The organism is Amycolatopsis kentuckyensis, assembly GCF_041679295.1.
GTDB lineage: Bacteria > Actinomycetota > Actinomycetes > Mycobacteriales > Pseudonocardiaceae > Amycolatopsis > Amycolatopsis kentuckyensis_A.
In genome coordinates this window covers 902394-918990 of record NZ_JBGDMD010000003.1, presented here as the reverse complement: position 1 = coordinate 918990, position 16597 = coordinate 902394, and the positions used below count along the sequence as shown (strand labels likewise).

At 72.7% G+C, this 16597-nt stretch carries 22 protein-coding genes; 15 read left to right on the top strand and 7 right to left on the bottom strand.

The window, feature by feature from the left end:
* Positions 1–68: 68 nt before the first annotated feature.
* On the top strand, positions 69–611 hold the full coding sequence (locus ACERZO_RS15920) for a dihydrofolate reductase family protein (protein WP_372665405.1): 543 nt from the start codon (positions 69–71) through the stop codon (positions 609–611).
* On the opposite strand, the gene ACERZO_RS15915 is transcribed toward ACERZO_RS15920, so the two are convergent.
* The 3 genes from ACERZO_RS15915 to ACERZO_RS15905 all read right to left on the bottom strand — a co-directional run bounded on the left by ACERZO_RS15915 (position 608) and on the right by ACERZO_RS15905 (position 2769).
* Positions 608–1198 (bottom strand): TetR/AcrR family transcriptional regulator, encoded by a 591-nt coding sequence (locus ACERZO_RS15915; RefSeq protein WP_372665404.1) that lies wholly within the window; start codon positions 1196–1198, stop codon positions 608–610. The genes ACERZO_RS15920 and ACERZO_RS15915 overlap by 4 nt on opposite strands.
* 4 nt (positions 1199–1202) lie before the next feature.
* Positions 1203–2072 (bottom strand): alpha/beta fold hydrolase, encoded by an 870-nt coding sequence (locus tag ACERZO_RS15910; RefSeq protein ID WP_372665403.1) that lies wholly within the window; start codon positions 2070–2072, stop codon positions 1203–1205.
* A gap of 259 nt (positions 2073–2331) precedes the next feature.
* The gene (locus tag ACERZO_RS15905) at positions 2332–2769 is read right to left on the bottom strand and encodes a YybH family protein (protein ID WP_372665402.1); all 438 of its coding nucleotides are present in this window, start codon (positions 2767–2769) and stop codon (positions 2332–2334) included.
* A gap of 50 nt (positions 2770–2819) precedes the next feature.
* On the opposite strand from ACERZO_RS15905, the gene ACERZO_RS15900 reads away from it, so the two are divergent.
* Both ACERZO_RS15900 and ACERZO_RS15895 read left to right on the top strand, forming a co-directional pair.
* Entirely contained in the window at positions 2820–3464 is a 645-nt protein-coding gene (locus ACERZO_RS15900; protein WP_372665401.1) for a TetR/AcrR family transcriptional regulator, read from the top strand.
* Positions 3465–3498: 34 nt separating this feature from the next.
* A complete protein-coding gene (locus ACERZO_RS15895) occupies positions 3499–4005 on the top strand; it encodes a VOC family protein (protein WP_372665400.1) in 507 nt (168 codons plus the stop codon).
* On the opposite strand, the gene ACERZO_RS15890 is transcribed toward ACERZO_RS15895, so the two are convergent.
* On the bottom strand, positions 4002–4430 hold the full coding sequence (locus ACERZO_RS15890; protein ID WP_372665399.1) for a DoxX family protein: 429 nt from the start codon (positions 4428–4430) through the stop codon (positions 4002–4004). The two genes, ACERZO_RS15895 and ACERZO_RS15890, sit on opposite strands and share 4 nt — an antisense overlap.
* Positions 4431–4817: 387 nt before the next feature.
* Here ACERZO_RS15890 and ACERZO_RS15885 point away from each other — a divergent pair, with 387 nt between their 5' ends.
* From ACERZO_RS15885 to rimO, 8 genes are all read left to right on the top strand, one after another.
* Complete coding sequence (locus ACERZO_RS15885) at positions 4818–5507, top strand: TetR/AcrR family transcriptional regulator (protein WP_372665398.1); 690 nt, start codon at positions 4818–4820, stop codon at positions 5505–5507.
* Positions 5504–6613, top strand: coding sequence for an FAD-dependent oxidoreductase (locus ACERZO_RS15880; RefSeq protein WP_372665397.1), 1110 nt, complete (start codon positions 5504–5506; stop codon positions 6611–6613). Before ACERZO_RS15885 ends, ACERZO_RS15880 begins: the two co-directional genes overlap by 4 nt.
* The gene (locus ACERZO_RS15875; protein WP_372665396.1) at positions 6610–7308 is read left to right on the top strand and encodes an alpha/beta fold hydrolase; all 699 of its coding nucleotides are present in this window, start codon (positions 6610–6612) and stop codon (positions 7306–7308) included. The genes ACERZO_RS15880 and ACERZO_RS15875 overlap by 4 nt, the downstream gene beginning before the upstream one ends.
* A 24-nt stretch (positions 7309–7332) precedes the next feature.
* A complete protein-coding gene (locus tag ACERZO_RS15870) occupies positions 7333–8583 on the top strand; it encodes a PucR family transcriptional regulator (RefSeq protein WP_372665395.1) in 1251 nt (416 codons plus the stop codon).
* Positions 8584–8686: 103 nt separating this feature from the next.
* On the top strand, positions 8687–8920 hold the full coding sequence (locus ACERZO_RS15865) for a hypothetical protein (RefSeq protein ID WP_372665579.1): 234 nt from the start codon (positions 8687–8689) through the stop codon (positions 8918–8920).
* Between the two features lie 30 nt (positions 8921–8950).
* Entirely contained in the window at positions 8951–9583 is a 633-nt protein-coding gene (locus ACERZO_RS15860; RefSeq protein WP_372665394.1) for an NAD(P)H-dependent oxidoreductase, read from the top strand.
* Positions 9584–9676: 93 nt separating this feature from the next.
* Positions 9677–9994, top strand: coding sequence for a hypothetical protein (locus ACERZO_RS15855; RefSeq protein WP_372665393.1), 318 nt, complete (start codon positions 9677–9679; stop codon positions 9992–9994).
* Positions 9995–9999: 5 nt separating this feature from the next.
* On the top strand, positions 10000–11367 hold the full coding sequence (gene rimO, locus ACERZO_RS15850; protein ID WP_372665392.1) for a 30S ribosomal protein S12 methylthiotransferase RimO: 1368 nt from the start codon (positions 10000–10002) through the stop codon (positions 11365–11367).
* Here the strand turns inward: rimO and bla are convergent.
* Entirely contained in the window at positions 11351–12247 is an 897-nt protein-coding gene (gene bla / locus ACERZO_RS15845) for a class A beta-lactamase (RefSeq protein WP_372665391.1), read from the bottom strand. The genes rimO and bla overlap by 17 nt on opposite strands.
* Before the next feature lie 108 nt (positions 12248–12355).
* On the opposite strand from bla, the gene ACERZO_RS15840 reads away from it, so the two are divergent.
* Genes ACERZO_RS15840 through ACERZO_RS15830 form a run of 3 tightly spaced genes read left to right on the top strand, consistent with a single transcriptional unit; the run spans position 12356 to position 14487 of the window.
* Positions 12356–13213: a LysR family transcriptional regulator gene (locus tag ACERZO_RS15840; RefSeq protein ID WP_372665390.1), complete on the top strand. Its 858-nt coding sequence runs from the start codon at positions 12356–12358 to the stop codon at positions 13211–13213.
* Positions 13210–14112, top strand: coding sequence for a serine hydrolase (locus tag ACERZO_RS15835; RefSeq protein WP_372665389.1), 903 nt, complete (start codon positions 13210–13212; stop codon positions 14110–14112). The genes ACERZO_RS15840 and ACERZO_RS15835 overlap by 4 nt, the downstream gene beginning before the upstream one ends.
* 42 nt (positions 14113–14154) lie before the next feature.
* Positions 14155–14487, top strand: coding sequence for an antibiotic biosynthesis monooxygenase family protein (locus tag ACERZO_RS15830; RefSeq protein WP_372665388.1), 333 nt, complete (start codon positions 14155–14157; stop codon positions 14485–14487).
* 22 nt (positions 14488–14509) lie between these two features.
* On the opposite strand, the gene ACERZO_RS15825 is transcribed toward ACERZO_RS15830, so the two are convergent.
* Positions 14510–14956 carry a RidA family protein gene (locus ACERZO_RS15825; protein ID WP_372665387.1) on the bottom strand — a complete coding sequence of 149 codons (447 nt, stop codon included), beginning with the start codon at positions 14954–14956 and terminating at the stop codon, positions 14510–14512.
* A 29-nt stretch (positions 14957–14985) separates the two neighbouring features.
* On the opposite strand from ACERZO_RS15825, the gene ACERZO_RS15820 reads away from it, so the two are divergent.
* The gene (locus tag ACERZO_RS15820; RefSeq protein ID WP_372665386.1) at positions 14986–15948 is read left to right on the top strand and encodes a helix-turn-helix transcriptional regulator; all 963 of its coding nucleotides are present in this window, start codon (positions 14986–14988) and stop codon (positions 15946–15948) included.
* Between the two features lie 63 nt (positions 15949–16011).
* On the opposite strand, the gene ACERZO_RS15815 is transcribed toward ACERZO_RS15820, so the two are convergent.
* Complete coding sequence (locus ACERZO_RS15815; RefSeq protein ID WP_372665385.1) at positions 16012–16578, bottom strand: isochorismatase family protein; 567 nt, start codon at positions 16576–16578, stop codon at positions 16012–16014.
* Positions 16579–16597 lie beyond the last annotated feature (19 nt).

Below are 16597 nucleotides of genomic sequence, written 5' to 3'. Positions count from 1 at the left end.
GGCCGCCGCCGGTAGGTACCGGTGAGGCCGCGCCACCCGGGCGCGGCGGAAGACCACCGGGAGCAGTCATGAGCGTGATCGTCGCCGAATTCCTCACCCTCGACGGCGTCGTCGAGGACCCGGACGGCTCCGGGGGCACGGCCACCGGCGGCTGGGCGTTCCGGCACGGGCCGGAAGCCGTGGCGGGGGACAAGTTCCGGCTCGGGACGCTGCTCGACACCGGCGTCCTGCTGCTGGGCCGGACGACCTGGGAGCTGTTCGCGAAGCTGTGGCCGGGCCGCTCGGGCGAGTTCCCCGACCGCCTCAACGCCGCGGCGAAGCTGGTCGCGTCGCGGACCCTCCACGACGTGTCGGCGTGGCAGAACTCCGTGCTGCTGCACGGAGATCTCGCCGACGCCGTCGAGCGCGAGGCGCGGGACGTCGTCGTCATCGGCTCGGTCGGGATCGCGCAGGCCCTCGCCCGCCACGGCCTCGTCGACGAGTACCGCGTGCTCGTCTTCCCGAGCGTCGCCGGCGCGGGCCGCCGGCTGTTCGACGCCCCCGCGGACCTCGACCTCGTGTCGACAACCCGGGTCGGAGCCGCGGTCCTCAGCACCTACCGGACGCGCTAGGTCTGCAGGAGGCTCGCGAGCCAGCCGCCGAGGACCTGCTGGACCTCGGCGCGGGTCCGCGCCGGGTCGTCCGCCGCGGCGATCATCCGGGCCGCCTCCATCACCGCGCTGAGCACCAGCTGCGCCAGGGCGCGGACGGGCATCTCGACGATCAGCCCGTCCGCCCTGGCCTGCTCCAGGACGGCGATGATCAGGCCGAGGCCGTACTCCGCCTCGATCTCGCGCCAGACGTCCCAGCCGAGCACGGCGGGCGCGTCGGTGAGCGAGATGCGGCGGACCTCCTCGCGCAGGCACGCGTCGAGGAAGACGCCGAGGCCCTGCAGCATGCCGGTCAGCGGGTCCGCGCCGCCGGCGAACGCGGCTTGGACCTCTTCCGTCAGCTCGCGTTCCAGCTCCTCGACGACGGCGCGGAACAGGCCCTGCTTGTCGGCGTAGTGGTGGTACAGCGCGCCGCGGGTGACGCCGGCGGCGCGGGTGATCTCGTCCGCCGGGACGGCCTGGTAGCCGCGGGCGGCGAACAGTTCGCGCGCGGCGGCGACGAGTGCGGCCTTCGTGCCGGCGGAACGGTCCTGCTGGGTACGTCGCACCCGCCTAATCTGCCATGACGCCCGCGAACTCGACGATGTGCCCGGCCAGCGCGGCGGGCTGGTCTTCGGACAGGAACGTGTAGGCGTCGGCGATCTCGACGAGCTTCGCGTCCGGCAGCAGCGCCGCGAGCCGGTGGGCCAGCCGGATCGGGAAGAGCTTGTCCTCGGTGGCCCACGCGAGCAGCACCGGCCGGTCGAAGGTCCGCAGCGCTTCGGCGGCGGCGAGGGTGTGGCGCGGGTGCACGTCCCGCAGCAGCTTGCGCAGGTCGCGGCGCACCCCGGCCGACTTCCGCAGCTTCCCGAGGTAGGCCTGCGCGACGGCGTCCGGCAGCGGCCGCTTGGTCACCCAGCCGAAGAGGATCGGCAGCGGGTGGAGCGCCTTGATCCGCAGCAGCTGGCCGAGCACCGCCATCGAGCCGGGGATCCGGGCGACCGGCGGCAGCGCCTTGAAGATGGGCGGGAAGAAGTATTCGAAGCAGTCGGACGGTGTGAGCACGACCCGCCCGACGCGCTCCGGGCGCCGGCTGAGCATGATCTGCGTCAGCGCGCCGCCGGTGTCGTTCGCGACGAGCGTGACGTCCCGGAGGTCGAGCGCGTCGAGGAAGTCGGCGATGAGGTCGGCGCAGCCGGCAGGGGAGAGGTCGGCGTCCTCGCGCATCGGCAGGTCGTGCGAGCCGAGGGGGAGATCCGGGGCCAGGCACCGGAATCCGGCCGCGGCGACGTCCGGGACGACCTTCCGCCAGAGTTCGGCGTTCGTCAGCACGCCGTGGATGAAGACCACCGGGGTGCCGTCGCCCCGCTCGAAGTACCGCACCTCGCCGGCCGGCAGCCGGATCCGGCGCTCCTGACCCAGGGATTCGCTGCGTGTCGTCATAGGAGGAGGATACATACATGGTGTATGTATGTAAATGAGCCGACGACGCTGCGGCTGGGACTTGGGCTTGCGGGGCTGGGGGGTGGTTGCGGTGATGCCCCGGGACTTGGCTTCGGGGAAAGGTCGGATCCGGGGGCATCACCGCCCGCGGGACAGCTGACACGGTGTCCTGCGGTGGAACCACCCTACGAACCGCCGGCGGCTCTGACCAGGGCCTCGATGCGGTGTCGAAGGTTTGTCGCCCGGTCGGTCACCGGGTCTACCGAGAGTTGAGCGGCGCGTCCGGCGCGGGTTCGTCCGGCGGCCGGTCGCCGTGGCGGTGGACGATCTTCCACTCGCCCTCTTCCCTGCGGTACACGTGCGTCACGCGCAGGGTGTACGTCGCAGGTCTGCCGTTGAGCGTCACGGTGTTGTGCTCGTGGCCGATCGTGTAGGCGAGGTCCCCGCTCGCGCCGGCCGCGACGACCTCGAAGCGGTACTCGCGGGAGTCGGCGAACTGCGCGGCGACCCGGCGGAAAGCGTCGCTCACGTCGGCCCAGCCGGTGCGGATCGGCAGCCAGGCGCCGAAAAGGCTCACCGGGTCGGCTTTCGACCACAGTGCGGTGCGGGGCCCGGCGTCGCCGTTGTGCATGGCCCGTTCGGCGGCCGTCTGCCGCGGCAGCACCTCGGCCAGGAACTCCTCGGTCGGTGATGGCATGATGACTCCAATGCAGTCGTACTGTTTTCAATACAGTGAGGATGTATCGGATGAGTGAGCCGGTCAAGAGGCGGTACGACTCGAGCCGGCGGCAGGAGCAGGCGCGGGAGAACCGGCGGCGCATCCTGGCTGCCGCGCACGACCTGTTCGTCACGAAGGGTTACGGCCGGACGACCATCGCCGACGTCGCCGCCGAGGCGGGCGTCGCGCCGGAGACCGTCTACTCGGCGTTCAAGAACAAGCCGGCGCTGCTGCACCGGACCTGGGACGTGACCGTCGGCGGGGACGACGAGGATGTGCCGATGCTCGACCGGCCGGAGCTGCGGGCCCTGTTCGCCGAGCCGGACCTGCGGGCCCGGTTCACCGCGTTCGCAGTGCTCAACACTGCCGCCATGCGCCGGACCGCGCGGCTGCACCTCGCGGTGCGCGGTGCGGCGGCGAGTGATCCCGCGGCGGCGGCGATGCTCGCCGAGATCGATCGGCAGCGGCTGGAGAGCATGGGCGGGCACGCGCGCGAAGCGGCGGCCACCGGGCAGCTGGCGGTCGCCGAAGAGGAGTGCCGCGACGTGCTGTTCTCCACGACGGACGGGACGCTGTGGCACCAGCTCGTCGAGCGGCTCGGGTGGTCCGACGAGCGGTACGCGGCCTGGCTCGGCCGGCTCTGGGTGGCGTCCTTCGTGCTACGTTGGAGTTGAAACTTCAACCGATTTCCGTGCGCGGGGGCCGTCGATGTCGATCTTCCGTCTGAACCACGCGGTGCTGTACGTCCGGAACGTCGCCGAAAGCGTCGCCTTCTACCGGGACGTGCTGGGCTTCGACTACATCGAGGGCGGCGACGTCCACCGCGGCGCGGCCTTCCTGCGGGCGCCCGGCTCGACCAACGACCACGACCTCGGCCTGTTCGAGCTCGGGTCGCACGCCGCGGACTCGGGCGCGGGGGAGACGTCGGTCGGGCTGTACCACCTGGCGTGGGAGGTCGACACGCTCGGCGACCTCGAGCGGCTCGCCGGCCGCCTCGCCGACGCGGGCGCCCTGGTCGGCTCGTCCGACCACGGCACCACGAAGTCGTTGTACGCCAAGGATCCCAACGGACTCGAGTTCGAGGTCGTCTGGATCATCCCGCGGGATCTGCTGACCGAGGAGGACCGGGCGAAGAGCGGGCCGCTCGACCTCGCGGGCGAACTGGCGAAGTACGGTCCCGACGCGCGCAGCGGCGTCGGGATCTCGCGCGTCTAGGCCGTGACGCGGGCCCGCGCCGGCTCCGACGGGGTCCGGTGCAGGGCCGGCAGGTTGCCGAGGGCGAAGCGGCCCGGGCCGACGAACGCCACGGCCAGCAGGCCCCAGCAGAACAGGGTCGCCGCTTCGCCGCCGTTCTGGATCGGGAGCAGGCCGGCCGGCAGGTGCACGGTGAAGTACGCGAAGGCCATCGAGCCGGAGCCGAGCACCGCGGCCGCGCGGGTGCCGAGCCCGACGCAGATCAGCGCGCCGCAGACGAGCTGGATGACGGCGGCCCACCAGCCGGGCCACGCCCCGACGGCGGCGGGCGCCTTCGCGCCGAGCACGCCGAAGAGCGTTTTCACGCCGTGGCAGGCGAACAGGAAGCCGATCACGATCCGGTAGAGCCCGATGACATGTTCGCGGGCCGGGTCCAAGCGGTGCACGGGCGCCTCCGGGCGGCATCGAGCCGGCCGGTGGTGCGGCCGGCCGGTGCGGATTCGGTGGAATCAGATATACCGCCCGTGAGAAGTTGACACACCCCCCGAAAGTTGCTTAACCGGTTTTCCGAAGAAAATGCGGAACCGGGGTTGACTTAGTGGTCTGGACCTCTTTGTCGCCTTGTGGTAGAACGGGAAACCGCCGGACGGGTGATCTTCGCAAAGTGGTTCAGACCAGTTTGCCGTGTGGTCCATGTTTCGTGATTATTTCCGATTCTTTTCGATTGACAGCGCCGGGTGTGATGTCACGCCGTTGACGTGCTGGCGAGCCTCCGCTTGTGACGTGCGCCGCACGAACATGTTCGTCACGAACATGTTCGCTATGGTGATGGCATGGCACCGGAGAGCACCTACAACCGCCGCGAGCGTCCCGCGAAGCCGGCCTTGACCCGCGAAGGGATCGTGGCGACGGCCGTCGCGGTCATGCGCGCCGAAGGTGTCGAGCGCGTCACCATGCGCCGGCTCGCCAAGGAGCTCGACACCGGCGCCGCTTCGCTCTACGTGTACGTCAAGGACACCGAAGAACTGCACGCCGCGGTGCTCGACGAACTGCTCGCCGAGGTCCGCCTCGACGGCGCGGGGGACTGGCGCGAACGCCTGTGGGCGGTGCTGGACTCCTACCGGTCGGTCCTGTTCGCGCACCCGAGCCTGGCCCGCGTCGCGCTGGTGACCCGGCTGAGCGGGCCGCACTACCTGAGCCTCGTCGAGGCGGTGCTCGCCCTGCTCGACGAGGGCGGCATGGCGCCGGGGCAGGCCGCCTGGGCGGTCGACGTGCTGCTGCTGACCGCCACGGCGACCGCCGTCGAGCACGGCAGCCGCCGGGAGAAGCCGGGGGCCGCCCGCGAGCACGAGGTCATGGTCGAGTCCGTGGCCACCGCTTCGCCGGACACCCATCCGCACCTCGCCGCGCTGGCCACCGACCTGGTGTCCGGCCCCGGCCCGGCCCGCGCCCGGTGGGCGTTCGACGCGCTGCTCAACGGCGCCCTCGCCACCCCGCGCCCTGAACCCGAGGAGTCCCGATGACCCGGATCGCCATCGTCGGCGGTGGCCTGGGCGGCCTCACGCTGGCCCGCGTCCTGCACACCCGCGGGATCGCGGCGGCCGTCTACGAGCGCGACGCGTCCCCGACCGCCCGTGACCAGGGCGGCACGCTCGACCTGCACGAAGAATCCGGGCAGCGCGCCCTCGCCGAAGCCGGCCTGACGCGGCAGTTCCGGGCCATCGCGCGGGAAGAGGGCGAGGCGCTGCGCATCCTCGACCGCCACGGCGTCGTCCGGTTCGAGGAGACGGCCGATGCCGCCGGCGGCACCAGGCCCGAGGTCGATCGCGGCGCGCTCAAGCGGATCCTGGTCGATTCGCTGCCGGACGGCGTCGTGCGGTGGGGCACCAAGGTGACCGCGGTGGAAGCCGGCCGGCTCACCCTGGCCACCGGCGAGGTCGTCGAAGCCGATCTGGTCGTCGGTGCGGACGGTGCCTGGTCCAAGGTCCGGCCGCTGCTGTCGGCCGCGGTGCCGGTCTACTCCGGACTGTCCTTCGTGGAAGCCCATCTGTCCGATGTGGACACCCGGCACCCGGCCGCGGCGGCGCTCGTCGGCGCGGGTTCGCTGTTCGCGCTGGCCGGCGGACTGGGCCTGATCGCCCAGCGCAACGGCGGTGGCCGGATCCGCGTGTACGCCGCGGTCAAGAACGACGCCCCGGCGGCGATCGCGGAATTGGCCGACCGTGAACGCCTCCTTGGCGTCTTCGCGGGCTTCGACTCCGGGCTGCGCGCCCTCATCGAAGACAGCGACGACCCGTTGATCCCGCGCCCGATCCACGCCCTGCCGGTCGGCCACCGCTGGGAGCGCGTGCCGGGGGTGACGCTGCTCGGCGACGCCGCGCACGTGATGTCGCCGTTCGCGGGCGAGGGCGCGAACCTCGCCATGCTCGACGCCACCGAGCTGGCCCTCGCGCTCGCCGCGCACGACGACGTCGAAAGCGCTCTCTCGGCGTACGAGAGCGCGCTGTTCCCGCGGGCGGAGGAAGCCGCCCGTGACTCCGCCGACAACCTCGAAGCCTGCTTCCGGCCGGACGCGCCCGCCGCGATGGTCGACCAGATGCTCGCCCACTCCGGAAAGGACACGCGATGACCCGGACCCTGCGTCCCCACCCGGGACTGGACATCCCCCTCGTCGACACCGGCCGCGGCGACCGCACGGTGCTGGTCCTGCACGGCGGCGCCGGGCCGCGGGGCGTCGAACCGATCGTCGGGCACTTCGCGCCGCACGCCCGGGTGCTGGCGCCGACGCACCCCGGCTGGGCGGGCACACCCCGCCCGGACTGGTTCTCCGGCGTCGACGACCTCGCCGTGACCTACCTCGACCTGCTGGACGACGAGGACGTCCGCGACGTCCTCGTGGTCGCCAGCTCGTTCGGCGGCTGGGTCGCGTCCGAAATGGCCGTTCGCGACCGCGGCCGGCGGATCGGCGAGCTGGTCGTGCTCGACGGCATCGGCCCGGACGTCGAGGGCCACGCCATCAGCCTGCCGCAGCCGCCGCCCGGCGCGCCCGGCCCGGAGCCCGCGGACCTGGCGGCGCTGCGGGCCTATGCCGGGCCGCGGATCGCCGACCCGAAGCTGCTGCGCCGGCTCGCGCGGGTGCGGATCCCGGTGCTGCTGATCTGGGGCGAGGACGACGTCGTCGTGCCGCCGGAGTTCGGCAAGGCCTACGCCGCCGCGTTCGCCGACGCGCGGTTCGAGGTCGTCGCGGGTGCGGGGCACGTGCCGCACGTTCAGGCTCCGGCCGAAACGTTCGCGTTGATCGACGAGTTCGCCGGACGAGCTTGATCGATCACCCCGTAGAGTAGCTCCATGGTGGACGAAGAAGCCGTCTCCGACCGCATCCGCCAGGTCGCCGCCACCCTCGCGGACCGGGCCGCCGAGCTGGCCGGGGAGCTGGTCCAGCTCTACGCGGCCGACCTGCCGCAGCTGGTCAACGACGACGAGCGCATGGTGAGCCTGCTGTCGGCGAGCGTCTACCAGAACATCGAGACCGCGCTGCAGATCTTCCAGCACGGCATCGACCCCGCCAACGTCGAGCCGCCGGCCGCGGCCGTGGAGTACGCGCGCCGGCTGGCGCAGCGTGGCACCCCGGTGTTCGACCTGATCCTCGCCTACGACCTCGGGCAGGCCGCGATGCTGGACTTCGGGTTCCAGGAGTGCACCCGGCTGGTCGACGACGCGGCCCTGCTCGGGGCCATGATGCGCCGGCTGCTCAAGGTCGCCTACGAGTTCATCACCCGCGTGGTGCGCCAGCTCGTGAGCGTCTACCAGGACGAACGCGACAAGTGGCTGCTCAACCGGAGCGCCGCGCGGGCGGCCAAGGTGCTGGACCTGCTGGGCGAGAACGGCGGCCCGGCCGACGTCGACGCGGCCGAGGCGGTCATCGGCTACCGGCTGCGCGGCACGCACGTCGGGATGATCGTCTGGCACGCGTCCGAAGCGCACGACGTGCTTTCGCACCTGGAGTCGGTCACGGGCGCGGTGCTCGAGCGAGCCGGCGGGGAGGGACGGCCGTTGTTCGTGCCCCGCGACGAAGCCGGCGCGTGGGCGTGGCTGCCGGTCGCGGCGGTCCGCCGCGAGCACCTCGACGCGGTGCTCGCCGAGGCCGACCCCGGCGTGCGCGTGACGGTCGGCGACCCCGGCACCGGCGTCGCCGGCTTCCGAGACACCCACCAGCAGGCCCGCCGGGTGCACGCGCTGGCGCTCGCCGCCGGCGAGCACTGCGACCGCGTGCTGACCTTCCGGGAGGTCGGCACGGTGGCGCTGATGACGACCGACCTCAACGCGGCCCGGCTGTGGGTCGCGAGCACGCTCGGGCCGCTGAGCGCCGACGACGAGAACTGCGGCCGGCTGCGCGACACCCTGCGCGTGTTCCTCTCGGCCGGCGGCAGCTACACGACGGCGGCGGGCGAGCTGACGATGCACAAGAACTCGGTGCAGTACCGCGTCCGCAAGGCGCAGGAGCTGCTGCCGCGCGAGCTCGCGGAGAGCCGCCTGGACGTCGAGCTCGCCCTGAACCTGAGCCACCGCCTGGGCGCGGCGGTCCTGTCACCGGCCTGACTTTGGTATCCCGGACCACCGGTCGCGAAGATCGTTGGTGCCCGGGCACGAAGCCGGGATGAGCCGTTCGGCCTACCTTTCGCCTATGGGTGAAAACGGTGGGATGCTCGCGCTGGTGCGGCTACGCCGAGGCGTCGTCGGCGAGAGCAGACGCGTCTGCCACCTGATCCCCGTCCCGGCCGCGGGCGCGGTGCCCGCGCAGCTGACCGCGTTGTGCGGCGAAGCGATCTTCCCCGGCGATGCCGAAGTGCTCGACGGGCTGCGCGGGATGCCGTGCCACCGCTGCCTGATGGAGCGCGCACCTTCGGGACCGGGCCTGCTGGCGAACGCCGGCTGAGCCGCCGGGGCCGCGTGGCAAGCTGACGCGGTGATCGACGACGAGTCCCGGCCGGTGGTGGTCCTGCTGGCCCACCCCCGGCCCGGGAGCTTCAACCACGCCCTTGCCGAGCGGGTCCGCGACTCGCTGACCCGCGCCGGGCGGCCGGTGCGCTTCCACGACCTGTATGCCGAGGGCTTCGACCCGGTGCTCACGGCCGAAGAGGCCTACACGAGCGGGACTCGCGCGGAGGAGTTCCTCGCCGCCGAACCGGACCCGCTGGTGCGCCGGCACCGCGAGGAGCTGCGGGACGCCGGCGGGCTCGTCGCGATCCACCCGAACTGGTGGGGCAAGCCGCCCGCCGTCCTGAGCGGCTGGCTCGACCGGATCCTCGTCCCGGGCGTGGCGTACCGCCTCGACGACGCCGGCGGCGCGCCGGAGTCGCTGCTTTCGCTGCGCGGGCTGCTCGTCGTGAACACTTCGGACACCACCGAGGAGCGCGAGCGGACGCTCTTCGGCGATCCGCTCGACGCGATCTGGAAGCGCTGTCTCGCGCCCTACCTCGGCGAGCCCGAGGTCCGCCGGCTCGTCCTGCGGGTGGTCGCCGACGCGGACGAGCGCCGCCGCGCCGGGTGGCTCGAGGACGTCGAAGCCGAGGTCCGGCAGCTGTTCGGTGGTCACTGACCGGTTCCGGCCACTTCCGGTGAAGACCTTGAGCGGGCTTCGCGGCGCGTGCGACGCTCGGCCCGACCCGGCACCGGACTCCGAGGGGGAACCGTGAGCATGCTCGAGCGGATGGCCGAAGAACGCCGTCGCCGTCAGGGAACCACGCCGGAAGCGCCGGCCGGGCAGCAGTGGGGCACCTGCCTGAGCGTCCGGGAATCCGGTGATCGCCGTCGCAAGATCGCCCGGGTGCTGCTCGCGAGCGGCTTGGTCGTCACCGCTTACCTGCCCTTGACCGCCATCGCGCCGGCGGTCGACGCGCCGGTGCTGGTGCAGACCCGGGCGATCGGCGACCCGGGTCCCGGCCGGGGCGAGGTCGTCTCCGCGATCGGGGACTCGAAGCCGCCGACCGTCACCATCGTCGAGTACTGATCGCCGTGCGCACGGTCTCCCTGGTCACCCTGGGCTGCGCGCGCAACGAGGTCGACTCCGACGAGCTCGCCGCCCGGCTCGGCGGCTCGGGCTGGCAGCTCGCCGAACCCGGGACCGAAGCCGACGTCGTCGTGGTGAACACCTGCGGCTTCATCGAAGCGGCGAAGAAGGAATCGATCGACACGGTCCTCGCCGCGTCCGGCAAGGGCGCGAAGGTCGTCGCCGTCGGCTGCCTGGCCGAGCGCTACGGCCGCGAACTCGCCGACGCGCTCCCGGAGGCCGACGCCGTCCTGTCGTTCGACGACTACCCCGAGATCGGCGACCGCATCGAGGACGTGCTCCTCGGCCGGACCCGGACCGCGCACACCCCGCGCGACCGGCGGACGCTGCTGCCGATCACGCCGGTCCAGCGGTCCGCGGCGGCCGTGGCCCACGTGCCGGGGCACGCGCCGGCGAGCGGGCCGCGGGTGCTGCGGCACCGCCTCGGCGGGGGCCCGATCGCCCCGCTGAAACTGGCGTCGGGCTGCGACCGGCGCTGCACGTTCTGCGCGATCCCGAGCTTCCGCGGCGCGTTCGTCTCCCGGCCGCCCGCCGAGATCCTCGCCGAAGCCGAGTGGCTGGCCGGCCACGGCGTACGGGAACTGGTGCTGGTCAGCGAAAACTCGACGTCGTACGGCAAGGACCTCGGCGACCTGCAGGCGCTGGAGAAGCTGCTGCCGAAGCTCGCGAGCGTCGCCGACCGCGTCCGGGTCAGCTACCTGCAGCCCGCCGAGCTGCGGCCCACGCTGCTGGAGGCGATCGCCGGGACACCGGGCGTCGCGCCGTACTTCGACCTGTCGTTCCAGCACGCGAGCGGGCCGGTGCTGCGCCGGATGCGCCGCTTCGGCGACCGCGAGCGGTTCCTGCAGCTGCTCGAGCGGATCCGAGCGCTGGCACCGGAAGCCGGGGTCCGCTCCAACTTCATCGCGGGTTTCCCCGGCGAGACCGACGCCGACTTCGCCGAGCTGAAGCTGTTCCTGGAGCAGGCCCGGCTGGATTCGGCCGGGGTGTTCGGCTACTCGGACGAGGACGGCACCGAGGCCGCGGGCTTGCCGGACAAGGTGCCGGCCCCGCTGCTCGCCGAGCGCGTCGAGGAGCTGTCGGTCCTCGCGGACGAGGCGGTCTCCCGCCGCGCGGCGGAGCGGGTGGGCGGTGTGGTCGAGGTGCTGGTCGGAACCGCCGGCCTCGGCTGGGCGGCGCACCAGGGCCCGGAGGTGGACGGGCACGTGACGTTCACGGAGGCGGCACCGGAACCGGGGTCGCTCGTGCGGGCGGAGGTCGTCGGCAACCACGGCGTCGACCTGCGGGTCCGCGTCCTCACCGGAGAGCGCTGAACGCGAGTTTCGCCGCCGCGGCGATCAGCCGGTCGTCGTGGCCGGCGTGCTCGGTCTTCTTGTCGGACAGCACCACCAGCACGATCGGTGCGCGCTCCGGCGGCCAGACGATCGCGATGTCGTTGCGCGTCGCGTATTCACCGGTGCCCGTCTTGTCGGCGACCGCCCAGCCCGCCGGCGCGCCCGCGCGGATCAGGGCCGCGCCGGTCAGGTTGGCGCGCATCGTGTCCGTCAGGATCCGGCGCTTCTCCGGCGGCAACGCGCTCCCGAGGGTGAACGCGCGCAGGGTCGTGGCCATCGCGCGCGGGGTGCTGGTGTCCCGGACGTCGCCCGGCGCGAGGTCGTTGAGGGCGGGTTCGATCCGGTCCACGTGCGTGGTCGTGTCGCCGATCCCGCGCAGCGCGGCGGCGAGCCCCGGCGGGCCGCCCAGCTCCCGGAACAGCAGGTTCGCCGCGGTGTTGTCGCTGTAGCGCAGGGCCGCGTCGATCGCGTCGCGCAGGGAAATGCCGGTCTCGACGTGCTTCTCGGTGACCGGTGAGTTCTCCTGGAGGTCGGCGCGGGTGTACTTCAGCACCTTCGCCAACCCGTCGACGCTCGTGCGCTGGAGCACTGCGGCCGCCGAGAACGCCTTGTGCGTCGAGGCGTAGCCGAAGCGTTCGTCGGCGCGGTGGGCGAGTTCGCGGCCGGAGCCGGTGTCGACGGCGTACACGCCGAGGCGCGCGTCGAACTCCCGCTCCAGCGGCGCGAAGTCCGCCTGCGGGGCGACGGCGGTGCTCGACGCCGCCGGTGACACCGGAGCGGGCCCTTCGGCGGCGCACGCGGTGAGCGAAACGAGGACCAGCGCGGCGAGCGCGGTCCGGTGGATGTGGGACAACGGCACGGGACACCCTTTCCGATCTTGACGGACTTCCGCAGTCTCACCGGCCTCGCCCATGCTGTCCAAGACGGAAACGCGCGGTTCGATGCCGGAATCGCATAGAGTGCGGTCGTGGACCTGGTCGGTGGCTGCAGGGCGTTCGTGAGCGTGAGCGAGGCGGGGAGCTTCACGGCGGGCGCGGCGGTCGCGCGCATCCCGCAGCCGGTCGCGAGCCGGCGGATCGCCGCGTTGGAACGGCACTTCGGCGAACGGCTCTTCGACCGCTCGACCCGGCGGGCGCGGCTCACGCCGTTCGGCCGGGACGTGCTGCCGTCGGCGAAACGGCTGGTGCAGCTGGCCGACACGCTGGAACACGACGCTCGGCGCGCGCGGCTGCGGCCGATGCGCGTGGCCGTCCCGGACACCTGCGGCGTGCGCGAGCTGGCGGAACTCGCCGCCGCGGCCCGCGCGCTGGAGGTCCACCTCGAGTTCCGCGTCGCGCCGCCGGGGGAGCGGGCCGACCTCGTCCGCACCCAGGAGGTGCGGGCGGCGTTCGTCGCCGTCCCGGCCGACGAAGGTGCGTGGTCCGTGCCGCTGGGCCTGGCCGGGGTGGTGGCCCCGAAGGCACGGGTCGTGCACCTGGAGACGTTGCGGGCCGGACGGTCCGGCGGCCCGCGCCGGCACGTGTGGATCCAGCCGGAGGACGACGTCCCGCACGTGCGGGATCCGCTGCTGCGGGCACGCGACGCCGTGGGGCTGCCGCCCGCCCAGGTCGAGGTGGCCGGCTCGCTGACCGCGGCGGCCGCGGCCGTGTTCGGGTCGGCGGACCTCCTGCTGTGCTCGCGGGCGCAGACCTCGGAGCTGGGGCTGCACTGGCGGCCGATCGGGGAGGTCGCACCGGCCCGCGGGTTCGCTGTGGTGGGAGAGGACGCCGAGCGGCTGCGGGCGCTCGCTCCGGCGATCGGCCGGTGCCTGGGAGCCGAGGCGTGAGCGCGGAAGCACTGGTCCGGCAGCTGCGGGCCGAGCTGGACGACGGCGGGCTGCGCGGCTCGTTCCTGGTCCGCGACCTGCGGTCCGGGCACGAACTGGGCATCGACCCGGACCGGGTGTACCCGATCGCGTCCCTCGTCAAGGTTCCGCTCGCGGCGGCGACGCTGGAGCGCATCCGCCGGGGTGAGCTGGACGGCGCGACGCAGCTGGAGGTCGCGCCCGGCGGGGTCACCACGCCCGGCCCGATCGGGCTGACGCGGTTCCGCCACCCGGCCCGGATCGCCGTCGACGACCTGCTCTACCTGAGCACGGCCTTGAGCGACGGCGTGGCGGCCGACGTCCTGTTCGGCCTGACCCCGCCGGCCGAAATCATGCGGACGCTGGCCGGGTGGGGACTGTCCGGGATCGCCGTGCGCCACCTGATGGCGGACCTCGTCGACACCCCGGCCGAGCGCTTCGACGCGGGCGAGGTGGACCTGGCGCACGCGCTGGCGATCGGCGCGGGTACGGCGGGCCGCGGGCACCGGCTGGCCCAGCTGGACGTGACGCGCGCGAACGCGGCGTCGGCGCGGGCGGTGCTCGACCTGCTGCAGGCGCTGTGGACGCCGTCCCGGATCGACCCGGCGGTGGCGGCGGGGGTGCGGGAGCTGATGGCGCACAACGTGATCCGCCACCGGCTGACCCCGGACTTCGCCTCGGACGCGGCCCGCTGGTCGTCGAAGACGGGGACGCTGCTGAACCTGCGCCACGAGGCGGGGGTGGTCGAGCACGCGGACGGCCGCGCGTTCGGCGTGGTGGCGCTGACGGAGTCGCGGGTCCCGGCGGTCCTCCAGCCGGAGGCGGACGTGCTGATGGCCCGGGTCGCCCGCGAGCTGCGCGACCACCTGCGGGGAGCGTGAAATCGGCTTGGGGCTTTCGGTCGGCGGACTTAGGCTCCGCCGGTGCCCTTCACCAGACCCGAGCCGCCGTACTACGCGGTGATCATCAGCAGCAAGCTCGACGCCGGGAACCTCGGCGGCTACGCGGAAATGGACTCGCGGATGGGCGAGCTCGGCCGCGTCCAGCCGGGATACCTCGGGCGCGAGTCGCGGACCGGCGCCGACGGTCGCGAGCTGACCGTCCTGTACTACCGCGACGCCGAGTCGATCTCCCGCTGGCAGCGCCACCCGGAGCACCTGGAAGCGCAGCGACGCGGGCGCGAGCAGTGGTACGCGGACTACCACATCGAGGTGGCCAAAGTGGAGCGCGCGTACGGCTTCGAGCGGCCGGCGTAACGACCGCCCGAAGCCGAACGTCCTACGCGACGGCCGTTCCCTCCAGTTCGACCAGCTGGCCGGGGATGGCCAGCCGCGTCACGCCGAGCATCGTCGTCGCCGGTGCCACTCCGGCGGCGGCGAGCCGGGCGGCCAGCACGCCGTAGTGCGGGAAGAGCCCGTCGACGTCGGTGGTGTAGACGTTCAGCCGGACGAGGTTCGCCAGCGACATGCCGGCCTCGCCGAGGACGGCCTCCAGGTTGTCGAGGCTCAGTGCCAGCTGGGCGGCCAGGTCACCGTCGTGCTCGGGCTTGCCGTCGGCGTTCGTCGCGGTCTGCCCGGAGCAGTACAGGGTCCGGGTCTGCCCGGAGACGAGCTCGCCCTGGTTGAACCCCAGTTCCCCCGACCACGGCCACGGGTTGACCGCCGTGCGTTCTGCGTTCACATCAGCTCCTTTCGAGACATCGAGCCTCTCGGCAAAACACGACATCTGCTGTCGTGTTTCGCTAGGTTGTCGGCATGCGTGCCGACCGGCTGGTGTCGCTGGTGCTGTTGCTGCGGCAACGCGGCCGGCTGACGGCGGAATCTCTGGCGGGCGAGCTGGAGGTGTCGACGCGCACGGTGCTGCGAGACATCGAAGCGCTGTCTTCGGCGGGCGTCCCGGTGTACGCGGAACGCGGCCGCCACGGCGGCTTCGCGTTGCTGCCAGGATTCCGGACCGAACTGACGGGCCTGAACCACGACGAGGCGTTGGCGCTGCTGTCCACCGGACTGGGCTTCGGCCTGGGATCGGCGCTGGCCTCGGCCCGCCGCAAGGTGGTCGACGCGCTGCCCGAAGCCCGCCGGGCAACCACGCGCGCCGCGGCGAGCCGGTTCCTGGTGTCACCGGAGACGGACTTGCTTTCCCGTCGAGTGGCTCCGGCCGAGGTCCCCGAGCCGACGATGGCCGAGATCCGCCGCGCGGTCTCGGCCGGCCGCAAGCTGCGCATCCACTACGCGGCGGCGGGGGAGCGACCGAAGTGGCGCACGGTGGACCCGATCGGCTTGGTGACGGTCCGCGACCGGGGTTATCTCCTGGCGACGAGAGCGGGCGCGGACCGGACGTACCGGTTGTCGCGCGTGCTGGCGGCTTCGGAACTGGGGGAGCCGGCCGAGCGCCCCGGCGAGGTCGACCTGGACCGGGCGTGGCGAGAACGCTGTGCGCGCTTCTTGGCGGACGGCAACATCGCGGTGCGGGTGAAGGTGAGCCCGCGGCGGCGGGAGGAACTGCTGGGCATGGCGGTCGCGGTACGGGCGGCAGAGGGGGAAGACGCCGCCGAGTGGCTGCGGCTGGAGGTGACGTTCCAGGACCTGCGCCACGCGGAGTGGGCGCTGTGGCAGCTGGGTGCGGAGGTGGAGGCGCTCGGGCCGGAGGTGTTGCGGAAGAAGTTGCGCGCCAGAGCTGCGGCGATCGCGGCCCGGTATGAGGGTGCGGGTGAGTGACTCCGCCGCGTTTGGTTCACCTCGCCGACTCACCCCCGCCTTCCTTCGCCGGCCCAGTCGACCTCAAGCCGAAGCAGTCACCCCGAAGTCCACCTCAGCGGTCTTGACGGTTCCGGCGGTCCGCCCCGGAGCGGTCTGGAACTGCCAGTACAAGTTGGTGTGCGCGACAACGGCCCCCGGCTCGGGAGCGCCGTACGCCGACAGATCCTCCGTGGTGTGCGCGTCCGCCACCAAAGTGGCGTCATAGCCTCGGGTGAACGCCCCGTGCAAGGTCGACCGGATACAGGCATCCGTCTGTGCCCCGGCGACCACCAGCCGCCCGACACCCAACGAGGACAGCACCGGCTCCAGATCCGTGTCCTCGAAGGAGTCCCCGTACTCCTTGTGCACCAGAGCTTCCCCTTCACTCCGCACCAGCTCGGGCACGTACTCCCACTCCGAACTCCCTCGCGGCAGCTCGTCACTCGTGTGCTGCACCCACACGACCGGAGTCCCCGCAGCGCGCGCCTTCTCCACCAGCGCGACGAGGTTGGCGAGGACCGCCGCGCGGTCGTGGGCCTCCTTCATCACGCCGTTCTGGACGTCGACCACGAGGAGGGCGGTGTTCGGGCGATCCGGCAAAGTCGTCATGCCGGCCACCTTAACCGCG